This window comes from Nocardia colli (assembly GCF_008704205.1).
Taxonomy (GTDB): Bacteria; Actinomycetota; Actinomycetes; order Mycobacteriales; family Mycobacteriaceae; genus Nocardia; species Nocardia colli.
Genome location: NZ_VXLC01000006.1, coordinates 371,743 through 385,394, shown reverse-complemented (window position 1 = coordinate 385,394; position 13,652 = coordinate 371,743). Strand labels below are relative to the sequence as shown.

Genomic DNA, 13,652 nt, shown 5'->3' with positions numbered 1-13,652 from the left:
ACACCGAAACCGGGGTATGCACCCAGTTGCATAGTACTGGGTGTCACGGCTACTCTTGCCGCATGGCCCTCGAGCACGCGTTGCTGGTTTCGCTGACCGAGCGGGCCGGCTCGGGGTATGAGCTGGCGCGCCGCTTCGACAAGTCCATCGGGTACTTCTGGAGCGCGACGCATCAGCAGATCTATCGCGTGCTCAAGCGGATGGAGGAGTCCGACTGGCTGATCAGCGAGTCGGTCACGCAGGAGGGCCGTCCGGACAAGAAGGTGTACGCGGTGAGCGCGGCGGGTCGCGCCGAGCTGGCCCGCTGGATCGCCGAACCGTCCGACACCGGCACCCCGCGCAACGAGCTCGCGGTCAAGATCCGCGCCGCCGCGTACGGCGATATCGGCGCGCTGCGCACCGAGGTCGCCCGGCATCGCGACGAACACGCCCAGCGCCTCGAGGTCTACCGCCTCATCGAGAAACGCGACTTTCCGGCACCGGATCAGCTCTCCGGTACGGCTCTGCACCAGTACCTCGTCCTGCGCGCGGGCGTCCGCGTGGAGGCGGGGTTCGTCGAATGGTGCGACGAAGTTCTGCACGCCCTGCATCCGCCCGCGACAGCCCCGCGCGCGGAGTGACCAACGGAGAAAGGTGAGACTCGCCGATGAGTTCCTACCCTCATTTATTCGAGCCTCTTGACCTCGGCTTCACCACTCTGCGCAATCGCGTGGTGATGGGGTCGATGCACACCGGCCTGGAAGACCGAGCCTGGGATACGAACAAGCTGGCCGCCTATTTCGCCGAACGGGCCCGTGGCGGTGTGGGTCTCATCATCACCGGCGGTTACGCGCCCAACCGCACCGGTTGGCTGCTGCCGTTCGGCGCCAAGCTGACCAACAAGTCCGAGGCCTACCGGCATCGGGCGATCACCAAGGCGGTGCACAAGGAGGGCGGCAAGATCGCCATCCAGATCCTGCACGCCGGCCGCTACTCCTACATGCCCGGCAGCGTGTCCGCGTCCTCGATCAAGGCGCCGATCAACCCGTTCCGGCCGCGCAAGCTCTCGGCCAAGGGCGTCGAGCAGACCATCGACGACTACGCGCGCTGCGCGAAGCTGGCCCAGTTCGCCGGCTACGACGGCTGCGAGATCATGGGCGGTGAAGGCTATTTCATCAACCAGTTCCTCGCGCCGCGCACCAACAAGCGCACCGACAAGTGGGGCGGCTCGCCGGAGAACCGCCGCCGCATCGCGGTGGAGATCGTGCGCCGCACCCGCGCCGCGGTCGGCCCGGACTTCATCATCGTGTTCCGGCTGTCCATGGCCGAGCTGGTGGAGAAGGGCCAGACGTTCGATGAGATCGTCGCGCTGGCAAAGGAACTCGAGGCCGCGGGCGCGAACATCCTGAACACCGACATCGGCTGGCACGAGGCGCGCGTCCCGACCATCGTGACCTCGGTCCCGCGGGCGGCTTTCGTCGAGTTCACCGCGAAGATCACGCAGCAGGTGAACATCCCGGTCTGTGCGTCCAACCGGATCAACATGCCGGAAATCGCCGAGGAAATCCTGACTCGCGGTGACGCGCAACTGGTTTCGCTGGCCCGCCCGTTCCTCACCGACCCCGAATGGGTGAACAAGGCCAAGCAGGACCGGGTCGACGAGATCAACACCTGCATCGCCTGCAACCAGGCCTGCCTGGACCACGCCTTCGTGCACAAGACCGTGTCCTGCCTGCTGAACCCGCGCGCCGGGCACGAGACCGAGCTGAAGCTGCTGCCCACCCGGCGCACCAAGCGCGTCGCGGTCGTCGGCGCGGGCCCGGCCGGTTTGTCCGCCGCGGTCAACCTCGCCGAGCGCGGCCATCACGTCGACCTGTTCGAGGCCGACGACAAGATCGGCGGCCAGTTCGACATCGCCCGCCGCATCCCGGGCAAGGAAGAGTTCAACGAGTCGATCCGGTACTACCGGCGCAAGCTCGAAATCACCGGCGTCACTGTGCATTTGAACAAGCGGGTGAGCGCCGCCGAGATCGTCGCCGGCCGCTACGACGAGGTGGTGCTGGCCACCGGCGTCAAGCCGCGCATCCCGAACATCCCCGGCATCGACCACCCGATGGTGCTGTCCTACGCCGAACTGGTCCGCGAGGAGCGCCCGGTCGGCAAGCGGGTCGCGGTCATCGGCGCGGGCGGCATCGGGTACGACGTGAGCGAATTCCTCACCGTCGAGGGCCATCCCACGCTGAAGCTCGACGAGTGGAAGGAAGAGTGGGGCGTCGACGCCGACGACGAGCAGGTGCGCGGCCAGCTGACCAAGCCGAAGCCGTCCCCGGCCGCCCGCGAAGTCGTTCTGCTGCAACGCAAGTCGACCCCGTTCGGCAAGGACCTCGGCAAGACCACCGGCTGGGTGCACCGCGCTGCGCTGAAGGCCAAGGGCGTCGATCACATCGGGGGCGTCAACTACGAGCGCATCGACGACAACGGCCTGCACATCAGCTTCGGTGAGAAACGTCAACGCCCGCAACTGATCCCGGTCGACAACGTGATCATCTGCGCGGGCCAGGAATCGGTCCGCGACCTGGAGGACGAGTTACGCGCCGCGGGCGTGAACCTCTATCTCATCGGCGGCGCCGAACTCGCCTCCGAGCTGGACGCCAAGCGCGCCATCGATCAGGGCACCCGCCTGGCCGCGCGCCTCTGAAATAGGCTCGGTGTCGTTGCGAGGCAACGACACCGAGTACTCGGACGATATCCGTGCAGGTGGTTACATTTGGCTGTAGTCCTGGCTGCTCCAGCGGTCGGGGCGCACGGTGAACAGCACGGACGCGGTGCCGTCCATGCGATCGACGAAGGCGCGGCCCTCTTCGGGGCCGAGGTAGCGCGTCGCGATCGCCTCGCGCGCGTCCCGCGGCGAGGGAGTGGCGGCGTCGACGACCGTGCCCTCGACGATGACGTATTGGTACGGCAGCTCTTCGCGCTGCACCGTCAGCGTCACCACACCGGCCTCCTGAACGAGCCGGGCCTTGCGCCGCCCGGCACCGGTATTGATCCGGATGTCGCCGCCGGGCGTGTAGTCGTACCAGATCGGGACGGCCGCGGGCGGACGCCCATCGGTCGCCGCGACCGACAGCACCGCAATGTGCTTGCCCGCGAGGAATTCCTGACGTTCGATCTCCGTGAACGGTCTCGGCATGCGCAGACCAACACCCCGGGCCGGGAGTGTTATTCCCGTCGGACTCGACGCGATTTCGCAGGCCGCGGGCGGGTTCCCGCATCGGCCTTGATCGTCTCGGCCGTTGCCGGCACCGTGGTCGGCGCGGCTCCGGCGCAGGCCGAGTTCGCCTACTGGCTCATGTACAACCGCGGCAACGGTCAGTGCATGACCATCGAGAACGACCCGCACAACGCGGTCGGCGGCACTGCCCGATTCGCGCCGTGCAACGCCAACGATCGACGCCAGTGGTGGCTGCGCGCGACCACCGGGCCGGACACGATCGCGTTCAGCACCCACGACCTGACCCGGGGCAAGCATCAGTGCATCGAAAACGCCGCGGGCGGCTGGGGTTTGGCCTTCCTCGGGGATTGCGACTCGGGCAACTACAAGCAGAACTTCACCCTCGAGTACGTCTTCTTCCCGGACGGGAAGGCCAGCACGGTCTACAAGGCGGCGCTGGACACCCGCAGGCTCAGCGTCCCGTCGGCCGCGGGGACGTCCTACGTCACCATCCGCGACGGCTTCGCCAATGAAGACGCGCGGATGCAGTGGGACCAGCTCCCCACGCCGTGACGTCAGGCTGAGCACATCCCGCGCGGGATGTGCTCAGCTGCGTCCATGAAGTGACTGCAAGTTATCGACTCTCAAAAATCGATGTAGCGCGGTTGCCGCCTATCCGGGATGCCGCATGGGGGATCGCTACGAATCGCGACACTGTTCAGTTCGCTGTCAATACCCCTGATAATGGCAATATTTCAGCTCCCTTGCTGCTCAGTGCTACGCAATGAGAGAGAATCGGCCTCAGTTTCTCAAAGTCGAGACGACGAGCTCGTCGCAGAGTTAAGTTAATGACTATTCCTCCACTGAAAGGCGCGAACCGGCGCTACTCGCCGTCCCTGCGCCGACCCGGTGGTGTCAGCTCAGCGAGGAGTAGCGACATGGACGGATTCAGCAGGCGCAACGCGTTGAAGGCCGGCGGAGCATTGGGCGCGTTCGGCGCACTGGCAATGGCCGGGCCGGTCCGGGCGGAGCCGTGGAGCTGGTCACCGGGCGGCTCGGTGGCCGGCAGCGGGTCCGGAGCAGACCCGCTGACCGTGTGGGATGCCGAGGCGGATCCCCTCGTCGCGGGCTTGATCGACCGCGGCGAAGTGCCCAGGGTGAACGACCTGCTCCGGACGTGGACCCGGAACGGTCAGCCCCTGCCTGCCGGATTGCCCACGGAGCTAAGGGATTTCATGGAGTACGCGCGCCAGCTCCCGCAGTGGACCGATCAGGGCAAACTCCGCACCGCCGTCGAGTTCAACAAGAAGCGCGGCCTCTATCTCGGCGTCCTGTACGGCTTGGCCAGCGGCATGATGAGCACGGTCATCCCGAAGGAGGCGCGCGCGGTCTACTACTCCAAGGGCGGCCAGGACCTCAAGGACCGCATCTCCAAAACCGCGAAGCTCGGCTACGACATCGGCACCGCGAACGCCTATGCGCCGGACGGTGAAATGGTCGTGACCTGCGTCAAGACCCGGCTGGTGCACGCCGCCGTGCGCCATCTGCTGCCGCAGTCGCCGCACTGGGTGAACTCCGCCGCCGAGGACATCCCGATCAGCCAGAACGACATCATGGTCACCTGGCACAGCCTGCCCACCACGGTGATGAAACAGCTGACCGCCTGGCAGGTTCCGATCCCGGTCGGCGAATCCGACGCCTTCCTGCACTCCTGGCAGGTGTGCGCACACATGCTCGGCGTCCGCGACGAATACATCCCCAATTCGTGGTCGGCGGCCAACTCCCAGTCCGCGCAGGTCCTCGACCCGATCCTGGCACCGACCCCGGAGGGCGTGGCCCTGGCCGACCGGCTCCTGCGACTCGGGGTCAACCTCGACCTCGCCGTGCTCAGCAAGCCGGTCCTCGGCGCGTTCACCCGCTTCCTGCTCGGCGACAAGATCGCCGACGGTCTGGCCATTCCGCGCGAACCGGTCTGGGATCCGCTGCTCCGGGTGAGCTGGGGACCGTTCATCGCGGTCCGCGAGGGCCTGCTCCCGGTCGTCCCGCTGGCGCCGGAGGCGTACTGGCTCTTCGACGAGTTCCTCCGCCAGGCGGCCCTGATCTACCTGGCCGAACTGCGGTTGCCGATCAGCATCGAGATCCCGCAGATGAATCGGGACATGAGCCAACCACCGCGCTGATCGAAAAAGATCGGCGTCGGACCAAACCGGTGATCGTAGCAACGCGAATTTCTATCCGATGCCAAGTCAGGGCGTCAGCCGCTAGTGCGGCGTGTCCTGGCTGCCATCGGGGATAGTGGCCGACTGCGAGGAGAGGTTCTGGTGACTTTGAGACAACGGCGATCGACACGCACAATAACGCTGAGCTGGGTTCTTGCCGGGGTAGTCGCCGCGGCAGGCCTGATTGCGACGGCGGGCACCGCGGCCGCGGCGCCCGCCGTCGTTTCGGTACAGGATGTGAACGACCGCCAGCAGGTGGTCACGGTTTTCTCACCCGCGATGAACCGGCCGATCCCGTTACAGATCATCCGCCCCGCCGACCGGGGGACGCCCCGGCCGACGCTGTATCTGCTCAACGGCTCCGGCGGCGGCCCGAACGAGAGCGGCTGGGATGTGCAGACCGACGCCGTGAGCTTCTTGAGCGGCAAAGACGTCAACGTCGTCACCCCGTTCGGTGGCGCCAACTCCTACTACACCGACTGGATCCGGGCCGACGCCGTCCTGGGCTTCAACAAGTGGCAGACCTTTCTCAACGACGAGTTGCCGCCGGTGATCGAGGAGTTCCTGGGCGCCAACGGAAGTCGCGCGCTGGCGGGCGTTTCCATGAGCGGCACCTCGGTGCTGAACCTGGCGATCGCCAAGCCCGGCTTCTGGAACAGCGTCGCGTCCTACAGCGGTTGCGCGCAGACCTCCGACCCCATCGGACACGAATTCGTCCGGCTCACTGTGGAGAACTGGGGCGGCGGGCAAAGCGTAGAGAACATGTGGGGCCCGGCCAGCAATCCGCTGTGGCGGGAGAACGATCCGCTGGTCAACGCGGAGCGGTTGCGTGGAACCGCGGTGTATCTGAGTTCGGGCAGCGGTATCGCGGGCATACCGCACGACACCCCGTTCGACCGGCGCGTGCTGGAGGGCCGGATTCCGCTGCCGGTGCAGATCGCCTTCGGCGGGCCGATCGAGGCGGCCATCCACTACTGCACGGTGAACCTGACAAACCGGTTGCACGAGTTGAACATTCCGGTCACCTTCGACGATCGTCCGGTCGGCACCCACTCGTGGGGTTACTGGGAGGACGACCTGCGCACCTCCTGGCCGTTCCTCGCGCAGTCGGTCGGCATCAGCTGAGATCGCTCAACCACGCAGCTGTGCGTTGAGCCGGGCGGCCTGCCGGGTGAGGTGATCGCGTTCGGGCAGGCTGGTCGCCGCCTGGGCGGCCTCGGCGTAGCGCTGGGCCGCCGTCGCCGGGTCGCCCGCACGTTCGTGCAGGTAGGCCTCGACGGCGGCATAGCGGGGCAACGTGGGGTCGAGCCCGGCCAGGGCGGCCAGGCCGGCTCGCGCGCCGTCCGCCTCGCCGACCGCGACGGCCCGATTGAGCTGGGCCACCGGGCTTTCGGTGATCCGCACCAGTTCGTCGTACCACTCGACGATCTGCACCCAGTCGGTCTCCTCGGCCCGCTGCGCGTCGGCGTGCAGCGCGGCGATCGCGGCCTGCGCCTGGAACTCGCCGAGCCGGTCGCGGGCGAGGGCGGCTTGGAGGATGTCGACGCCCTCGGCGATCAGGCGGGTGTCCCACCGGCCGCGGTCCTGCTCGGCCAGCGGCACGAGGCTGCCGTCGGCGCGGGTCCGGGCCGCACGCCGGGCATGGTGCAGCAGCATCAGCGCGAGCAGTCCCGCCACCTCTTCGTGGTCGGTCATGGCCGCCACCTGGCGGGTGAGCCGGATCGCCTCGGCGGCCAGGTCGATATCGCCGGAGTAGCCCTCGTTGAAGACCAGGTAGAGCACGCGCAGCACGGTCGCCACGTCACCGGTCTGGTCGAACCGCACGCTCGACACGGTCCGCTTGGCCCGGCTGATCCGTTGCGCCATGGTCGCTTCCGGCACCAGGTAGGCCTGCGCGATCTGTTTCGTGGTGAGGCCGCCGACCGCGCGCAGGGTCAGCGCGACCGCCGAAGCCGGCGTCAGCGACGGGTGCGCGCACAGGAAATACAGCTGCAACGTGTCGTCGGTGTGCTCGGTCGGTCCGGGCGGCGGCTCGGCCTCGATCCGCTGCTCCCGATCCCGGCGCGCCGCCTCGGAGCGGTGCGCGTCGAGGAACTTGCGCCAGGCGACCGTGACCAGCCAGCCCCTGGGATCGGCGGGCTGCTGGTCCGGCCAGCTCAGCGCGGCCTGGATCAGCGCCTCCTGCACGGCGTCCTCGGCGGTCGCGAAGTCGACCCCGCGATGCACGAGCACGCCGATCACGGCCGGCGTCAGCTCCCGCAGCAGCAGTTCGTCGATCACTCGGTGACCGTCGGCGTCGCGCCGTAGGCCGGGCGCAGCTCGAGCCACTCGTGGATCGGCTTCCCGCCCGCGCCCGGCGCCGCGGACAACTCCGCCGCCAGTTCCAGCGCCCGCTCGTAGGAGTCGACGTCGATCACCATCCAGCCGGCGATCAGATCCTTGGTTTCGGCGAACGGGCCGTCGGTGACCGGCGGGCGTCCCTCGCCGTCGTAGCGGACGAACGTGCCCTCGGGGGAGAGCGCCTGCTCGCCGACGAATTCGCCGGTCCGCTCGAGCCGGGCGGCGAAATCGCGCATGTACTGGATGTGCGCCGTAACCTCTTCCGGCGTCCACTGATCCATCGGCACGTCGTTGGCCGAGGCCGGGGCACCGCGGTAGTGCTTGAGCAGCAGATACTTGGCCATCATGTTCTCCTCGTGCGGTTCGGGCCGTCGTGGGCGTTTCTACTATGGGACGCAGCGGCGCTCAAGCGTGCTGCCGCGCCTCGCGCTGCTGGAACAACTCCTCGACCGCGCTCGGCAGCGTCGACTCGAAGTCGATCAGCTTGGCCCAGGTCGGGGTCACCACGATGCGGACCATCTGGTCGTAGAGCGAACGCACCTCGGCCTCCCAGTGCACCCGCTGCTCGGGGGTCATCTCGTAGGTGGTGTTCATCTCGAGGTACTCGTCCGGAATGCCGTCGACGACGTCCAGCTCGGCCCGGCCGCGGATGAGCAGGATCTTCGGCGGATGCACCTCGGTGTCGATGGTCAGGGCGACCATCGGGTTCGCCCGCAGCGCGGGCAGTTTCGGCGCGTTCGTCGTGGTGCACATGACGATCTGCGATCCGTTCCAGCTGAACGAGATCGGGATGTTGCGGGGCGTGCCGTCCTTGGCGACGTAGGCCAGCCGGGTCAGGTCGCGGGCCAGCATTTCCTGGCTGAGCGGCCGGTTCAGCACCTCGGCGATCTCGTTGCGGTCCATGGCAATTCTCCTTCGTCCGCGCGGCCCGTCGTGGCCGCTGATACTCCTGGGACGGAGCCGGAGTCGCCTTCTCGACATCACCTGTTCGGCAGGGCTTCAGTGCCGTGATAGAAGTACGTGCCCAGGCCGACGGTGAACACCAGGATCCCGTAGATCGAATGCTCGACCGACGCGGTGAACAGCGACTGCGTCTGCTGGTACCGGACCGCGAAGATCGCGCCGCCGAGCCCGCTCAGCACCACCGAGATCCAACTGCCGAACACGATGTGCACGTAGGCGAAGGCCGCCGCACTCGCGACCACGATCCCGGTGCCGTCACCGAAGGCCGGCGCGTACCGGTGGAACAGGAACGACCGGAAGATCAACTCCTGCGGATACACGCTCAGCACTGGATACAGCACCATCACCGCCAGCCAGATGGCCGGATTCTCGCGCGGCAGGTCGAAGAGGCTCCTGCGCCGCAGCAGCGCCACCGCCGCGGTCAGCGCGAGCGCACTCGATCCCGCCAGCCTCGCCATCGACCGAGTCTGCCCGGGCAGCGCCTGCGGCCGCCACAGCGCCCCCCGATCGAAATCCGGCGATCGCCGCAGATAACTCGCCGCGAGCGCGGCCGACACCACCAGCGCCGGAATCGGACTCGTGCCACGCATATACCGGTGGTAAACCGTTGCGCCCCCGAAGAACAACGCCGCGTACTCCGCGGTCAGATACGCCCGCCGCCACCGCCGAATCCGCACCAGCTCAGCCTAGTGCCGCCGACGGTCCGTCGCCCGGCGAGCAGCGGGCCGCGTCCCTCGCGCCCGGTGTCCAGCATCGGGTCCAGTGCTCCCCGTGGACGGCGGCCGCTCAGTCCTGGCCCTCGACCCCGAGGCTCGCTGAGGATCAGCGTTCCTTCGGCGGCCACCAGGCGCCCATGCCCAGCGAGATCAAGCGCATCTGCTGCACGGTGCGGTCGATGATGTTGTCCTGTTCGCGCGGCAGGGCGGAGATGTAGGCGACGATGCCGTCGGTGACGGTCGAGACCAGCAGGTCGGCGGCGATCTCCAGGTCCGCGGGGGACCAGGAGTCGAGCGCGGAGATGCGGGAGAGGTCGGCGACGAGTTCGCGGACGATCAGCTGGAGTTCCAGCGCGATGGATTTGCGCAGGGTGGCGGAACCGCCGTGGCGTTCGCGAGTGAGGAAGCCGAAGAGTTCACGTTTCGGTTCGACCTGGGCGAATACGAAGCGCACCGTGTCGGACAGGCTCGCGTCGGGCTTGCGGCGCACCTCGCGCAGCGCCAGGCGCAATGCGGTGATGCCGTCGTCGACCAGTTGCGCGCCGAGGTCATCCAGCGACGCGAAGTGCCGATAGAAGGCGGTCGGCACAATGCCTGCGCTACGGGCGATCTCGCGCAGGCTCAGCGCGGCGAACCCACGGTCGGCGGCCAGCGCCAGGGTGCCGTCCAGTAGGGCCTGTCGCGTGCGCTCCTTGCGCTCGCCTCGAGTTGCTGCCTGCTCGCTCATCACGGTGAGCATACATCCGTTCACCATTCCATTAATCCCAAGATGTTGTTCGTGTCACATGTTTTGCCGGTTGACACCGGACCCCGGTCATCGGTCACACTAGTTGAGTGTACAGACGTACACTGAAATTGGAACGCAACGTCGCGGCCCTGATCAGTCGACCAGCCCTCGACCAGAGGCACCCGACACGAGGCACGGAGAACGAATGGTGGATCTCATCAACCTGGTGCAGACCCTGACCTCGCCGCACCCGCTGGACCGGTACCTGGAACTCGTGCGCCCCACGCTCACCGCGCGGGAGATGCGCGCCGAGGTCATCCACGTGGACCGCTCGGTCCCCGGTTCGGTGACGCTCACCCTGCGCCCGACCCGGCAATGGAAAGGCCACGCCGCCGGGCAGTACGTCCAGATCGGCGTGGTGATCAACGGTGTCCGCCACGCCCGCTGCTATTCGCCGGTCAATCCGGCGGCCGGGCGGAGCAGGCACATCCAGCTCACCGTCAAGGCGCACCCCGACGGCCTGGTCTCGCAGTACCTCGCGCGCAACGCCGCGCCGGGCCTGGTGGTCGATCTGGAACCGGCCGCGGGCGTGTTCAAGCTGCCCGACCTGCGCCCGGACCGGGTGCTGCTGATCAGCGGCGGCAGCGGCATCACGCCGGTGCTGTCGATGCTGCGCACCCTGGCCGACGAGGGTTACCCGGGTGAGGTCGTCTTCCTGCACTACGCGAAATCGCCCGAGGTGGTTCCGCACCGTGCGGAACTCGACGCGATCGCCGAGCGGCACCAGAACTTCCGCATCGAACTGCGGCATCCGTGGCGCTCCGACAGCACCCGGATCGACGCGAGCGCCCCGTGGGTCGACGTGGCGCCCGCGCAGTCCAGCGGGTATTTCGACTACGACGAGCTGGAGCGGGTGGCGCCGTGGTTCGCCGACGCGCACACCTACGTCTGCGGCCCGCAGCCGCTGATGGACGCGGTGCGCAAGATCTACGAGGCCGAACAGCTCGACGATCGGCTGCACACCGAGGAATTCACCCTCTCGCTCACGCCGGTCAACGCCGATGACGTCTTCGGCACGGTGAACTTCTCGGCCAGCGGCATCGCCGCGGACAACGACGGCGCGCCCCTGCTGGAACAGGCCGAGGCCGCGGGCCTCAGCCCGGAATTCGGCTGCCGGATGGGAATCTGCTTCTCCTGCACCGCGGTTCGCCGCACCGGTTGCACCCGCAACCTGCGCACCGGCGAGACCGACAGTGACCCGGATCAGCCCATCCAGCTCTGCATCAACGCCCCCGTGGGCGACGTCGACATCGACATCTGACGAACAAAGGATTCCTCGACATGACAATCCTCACCGAAACCAAAGACGGCCCGCTGGTACTGAGCCCGGACCAGATCGAAGAACTCGGCAAGGCGCTCGACGAGCTCCGCGCCAGGACCGTCGCCGACCTCGGCGATCGCGATCGCGAATACCTCTACTCGATCATCAAGGCGCAGCGCGGTTTCGAGATCGCCGGCCGCGGCCTGATGTATCTCGGCTTCCTGCCGCCGGTCTGGCTGGCCGCGGTCGCCGCACTGAGTGTGTCGAAGATCCTGGACAACATGGAGATCGGCCACAACGTCATGCACGGCCAGTACGACTGGATGCGTGAGCCCGGCCTGAATTCCCGGGTCTTCGAATGGGATACGGTCTGCCCGGCGGATCAGTGGAAGCACTCGCACAACTACATCCACCACACCTTCACCAACATCCACAACAAGGACCGCGACATCGGCTACTCCATCCTGCGGATGGACGAGAGCCAGTCCTGGAACGTCCTGCGGCTCGGCCAGCCGCTGTACGCCTTCGCGCTGATGATGCTGTTCGAGTGGGGCGTGATGGCGCACGACCTGGAGATCGAGAATGTCGTGCGCGGCAAGCGATCCTGGGCCGAGATCAAGCGCACCGTGCTCGGTCAGGTCAAGAAGGCGGGCAAGCAGGCGCTCAAGGACTACGTCGTGTTCCCCGCGCTGACCGGCCCGCTGTTCTTCAGCACGCTGGCCGGCAATGTGACCGCGAACCTGGTCCGCAACGTGTGGGCCTACTCGATCATCTTCTGCGGTCACTTCCCCACCGGCGTACAGACGTTCACCGAAGCGGAGACCGAGAACGAGACCCGCGGCGAGTGGTACATCCGGCAGATGCTCGGCTCGGCCAACATCACCGGCAGCAAGCTGTTCCACATCATGTCCGGCAATTTGTCGCACCAGATCGAACACCACCTGTTCCCGGACATCCCGGCCGCGCGTTATCCGGAGATCGCGCCGGAGGTCCGCGCATTGTGTGAAAAGTACGGATTGCCGTACAACACCGGCTCGTTCAGCAAGCAGATCGGCTCGGTGTGGCTGAAGATTTGCAAGCTCGCGCTGCCGCCGAGCTTGGTCAAGAGCGATCCGTCGCCCGGTGTTATCGTGATGCGTCAGCGAAAGGCAAGCGAAGTGGGCGTGTGAATGATCGGGAAATTCGAAAGCAACAAAGACCTCATTCAAGAATTGACATCCTCGGGCGCCAAGCATGTCGGCAATATCGCCGGCATCATCGCGGGCACCGTCGCGGAGGTCACCAAGGAGATCGGTGAGTGGTTCACCGACGCGATCGAGATGAAAGAGGCCGCCGAGGCCGCCCGGCGCGATGCCGAGGCCGGGCGCGACCTGGATCTCGATCTCGACGATGATCTCGAGCCGGCCCCGAAGCCGACGATCAGCACCGAGGCGCCGTTCGTCGACGCCGAGGTGGTCGAGCCCGGAGTCGACGAGACCCGCTGATCACCACACCGGCAGCCGGCGCCGGTGCTCGGTGACATCGGTGATCAGATCCCGATACCCGTCGGTCAGTTCGGCGAGCCTGCACCACTGCAGGTGGGCTTCCCCGTCCACCTGCACCGGGAGCGTTCGCTGCTGCGGTGTCCTGCGTAGAGCTCGTTGTGCCGCAATCCATTTCGCCGCCAGTCGATCGATCACCGCGCCGAGCGTCTCGGTATGCAACGAGGCGCCGCCGCGGTGTTCGACGTTGTCGGCCACCCAGGCGTCGATGCGCCCGACCAGCTCGGCCCGATCGCCGTCGATGTCCTCGACCAGCATGCTGCACGCCACGACCCGCCCCGCCGGTGCGTCCGGTGTGTGCGCGGCCTCGATCGCCGTGCTCCTGCGTTCGTGACATTCGACGAGTTGCCGCGCGGCGCTGAGCACGCTGTGCCGATGCCGTTTCGGGTCGTCGGGTTCGCGGAAGGCGCGCAATAGTTCGGCAGGCGGGGGTAACTCTTCGGTTCCGTTACGGACGCGTGCGTATTCGGTCGGCATGTGCGTACACCCCTGCGGTAACGATCCCATTCTGGATGCGCCAGGGCCGAGGGGGATTTCGGGGAGGGGCACCCCTCGGCTCCGGCGCAGCCCCGCACTCGGACGCCACCCCCCATAGTCCACCAGCACGGCAAAGTTACCGGGAAATCCGCGACGAT

General features: G+C 67.1%; 15 protein-coding genes. 8 read left to right on the top strand and 7 right to left on the bottom strand.

Going from position 1 to position 13,652, the window contains the following annotated elements:
• The first annotated feature begins 62 nt into the window (after positions 1 to 62).
• Together F3087_RS18785 and F3087_RS18780 are read left to right on the top strand one after the other, a co-directional pair.
• On the top strand, positions 63 to 620 hold the full coding sequence (locus F3087_RS18785; RefSeq protein WP_150403268.1) for a PadR family transcriptional regulator: 558 nt from the start codon (positions 63 to 65) through the stop codon (positions 618 to 620).
• Positions 621 to 646: 26 nt separating this feature from the next.
• On the top strand, positions 647 to 2,677 hold the full coding sequence (locus F3087_RS18780; RefSeq protein ID WP_150403267.1) for an NADPH-dependent 2,4-dienoyl-CoA reductase: 2,031 nt from the start codon (positions 647 to 649) through the stop codon (positions 2,675 to 2,677).
• A 63-nt stretch (positions 2,678 to 2,740) separates the two neighbouring features.
• Here F3087_RS18780 and F3087_RS18775 read toward each other — a convergent pair whose 3' ends face one another.
• Positions 2,741 to 3,169, bottom strand: a complete 429-nt coding sequence (locus F3087_RS18775) for a pyridoxamine 5'-phosphate oxidase family protein (RefSeq protein ID WP_150403266.1) — start codon at positions 3,167 to 3,169, stop codon at positions 2,741 to 2,743.
• 87 nt (positions 3,170 to 3,256) lie between these two features.
• Here F3087_RS18775 and F3087_RS18770 point away from each other — a divergent pair, with 87 nt between their 5' ends.
• The 3 genes from F3087_RS18770 (at position 3,257) to F3087_RS18760 (ending at position 6,534) form a co-directional block, all read left to right on the top strand.
• Entirely contained in the window at positions 3,257 to 3,763 is a 507-nt protein-coding gene (locus tag F3087_RS18770; RefSeq protein WP_150403265.1) for a hypothetical protein, read from the top strand.
• Positions 3,764 to 4,128: 365 nt separating this feature from the next.
• Positions 4,129 to 5,370, top strand: coding sequence for an oxygenase MpaB family protein (locus F3087_RS18765; protein ID WP_150403264.1), 1,242 nt, complete (start codon positions 4,129 to 4,131; stop codon positions 5,368 to 5,370).
• A 147-nt stretch (positions 5,371 to 5,517) separates the two neighbouring features.
• Positions 5,518 to 6,534: an alpha/beta hydrolase gene (locus tag F3087_RS18760; protein WP_396897566.1), complete on the top strand. Its 1,017-nt coding sequence runs from the start codon at positions 5,518 to 5,520 to the stop codon at positions 6,532 to 6,534.
• A gap of 6 nt (positions 6,535 to 6,540) precedes the next feature.
• Here F3087_RS18760 and F3087_RS18755 read toward each other — a convergent pair whose 3' ends face one another.
• The 5 genes from F3087_RS18755 to F3087_RS18735 form a co-directional block, all read right to left on the bottom strand.
• Entirely contained in the window at positions 6,541 to 7,686 is a 1,146-nt protein-coding gene (locus tag F3087_RS18755; protein WP_150403330.1) for an RNA polymerase sigma factor, read from the bottom strand.
• Positions 7,686 to 8,093: a YciI family protein gene (locus tag F3087_RS18750; RefSeq protein WP_150403263.1), complete on the bottom strand. Its 408-nt coding sequence runs from the start codon at positions 8,091 to 8,093 to the stop codon at positions 7,686 to 7,688. The genes F3087_RS18755 and F3087_RS18750 overlap by 1 nt, the downstream gene beginning before the upstream one ends.
• 61 nt (positions 8,094 to 8,154) lie before the next feature.
• Positions 8,155 to 8,652, bottom strand: a complete 498-nt coding sequence (locus F3087_RS18745) for a pyridoxamine 5'-phosphate oxidase family protein (protein WP_150403262.1) — start codon at positions 8,650 to 8,652, stop codon at positions 8,155 to 8,157.
• Between the two features lie 77 nt (positions 8,653 to 8,729).
• The gene (locus F3087_RS18740) at positions 8,730 to 9,389 is read right to left on the bottom strand and encodes a CPBP family intramembrane glutamic endopeptidase (RefSeq protein WP_150403261.1); all 660 of its coding nucleotides are present in this window, start codon (positions 9,387 to 9,389) and stop codon (positions 8,730 to 8,732) included.
• A 145-nt stretch (positions 9,390 to 9,534) separates the two neighbouring features.
• The gene (locus tag F3087_RS18735) at positions 9,535 to 10,155 is read right to left on the bottom strand and encodes a TetR family transcriptional regulator (protein ID WP_223885181.1); all 621 of its coding nucleotides are present in this window, start codon (positions 10,153 to 10,155) and stop codon (positions 9,535 to 9,537) included.
• 205 nt (positions 10,156 to 10,360) lie between these two features.
• On the opposite strand from F3087_RS18735, the gene F3087_RS18730 reads away from it, so the two are divergent.
• The 3 genes from F3087_RS18730 to F3087_RS18720 are packed head-to-tail and all read left to right on the top strand — an operon-like array spanning position 10,361 to position 12,960.
• Positions 10,361 to 11,476 (top strand): ferredoxin reductase, encoded by a 1,116-nt coding sequence (locus F3087_RS18730; RefSeq protein WP_150403259.1) that lies wholly within the window; start codon positions 10,361 to 10,363, stop codon positions 11,474 to 11,476.
• A gap of 20 nt (positions 11,477 to 11,496) precedes the next feature.
• Positions 11,497 to 12,645 (top strand): fatty acid desaturase family protein, encoded by a 1,149-nt coding sequence (locus F3087_RS18725; RefSeq protein ID WP_150403258.1) that lies wholly within the window; start codon positions 11,497 to 11,499, stop codon positions 12,643 to 12,645.
• Between the two features lie 42 nt (positions 12,646 to 12,687).
• Positions 12,688 to 12,960, top strand: coding sequence for a hypothetical protein (locus F3087_RS18720; protein ID WP_317983929.1), 273 nt, complete (start codon positions 12,688 to 12,690; stop codon positions 12,958 to 12,960).
• On the opposite strand, the gene F3087_RS18715 is transcribed toward F3087_RS18720, so the two are convergent.
• Entirely contained in the window at positions 12,961 to 13,494 is a 534-nt protein-coding gene (locus F3087_RS18715) for a DUF4254 domain-containing protein (protein WP_150403256.1), read from the bottom strand.
• Between the last annotated feature and the right edge of the window lie 158 nt (positions 13,495 to 13,652).

Excerpts from the sequence above, each read along its gene's own strand:
- F3087_RS18785 (WP_150403268.1), top strand. The coding sequence starts at position 63 with ATGGCCCTCGAGCACGCGTTGCTGGTTTCGCTGACCGAGCGGGCCGGC.
- F3087_RS18780 (WP_150403267.1), top strand. The coding sequence starts at position 647 with ATGAGTTCCTACCCTCATTTATTCGAGCCTCTTGACCTCGGCTTCACC.
- F3087_RS18775 (WP_150403266.1), bottom strand. The coding sequence starts at position 3,169 with ATGCCGAGACCGTTCACGGAGATCGAACGTCAGGAATTCCTCGCGGGC.
- F3087_RS18765 (WP_150403264.1), top strand. The coding sequence starts at position 4,129 with ATGGACGGATTCAGCAGGCGCAACGCGTTGAAGGCCGGCGGAGCATTG.
- F3087_RS18750 (WP_150403263.1), bottom strand. The coding sequence starts at position 8,093 with ATGGCCAAGTATCTGCTGCTCAAGCACTACCGCGGTGCCCCGGCCTCG.
- F3087_RS18745 (WP_150403262.1), bottom strand. The coding sequence starts at position 8,652 with ATGGACCGCAACGAGATCGCCGAGGTGCTGAACCGGCCGCTCAGCCAG.
- F3087_RS18735 (WP_223885181.1), bottom strand. The coding sequence starts at position 10,155 with ATGAGCGAGCAGGCAGCAACTCGAGGCGAGCGCAAGGAGCGCACGCGA.
- F3087_RS18730 (WP_150403259.1), top strand. The coding sequence starts at position 10,361 with ATGGTGGATCTCATCAACCTGGTGCAGACCCTGACCTCGCCGCACCCG.
- F3087_RS18725 (WP_150403258.1), top strand. The coding sequence starts at position 11,497 with ATGACAATCCTCACCGAAACCAAAGACGGCCCGCTGGTACTGAGCCCG.
- F3087_RS18715 (WP_150403256.1), bottom strand. The coding sequence starts at position 13,494 with ATGCCGACCGAATACGCACGCGTCCGTAACGGAACCGAAGAGTTACCC.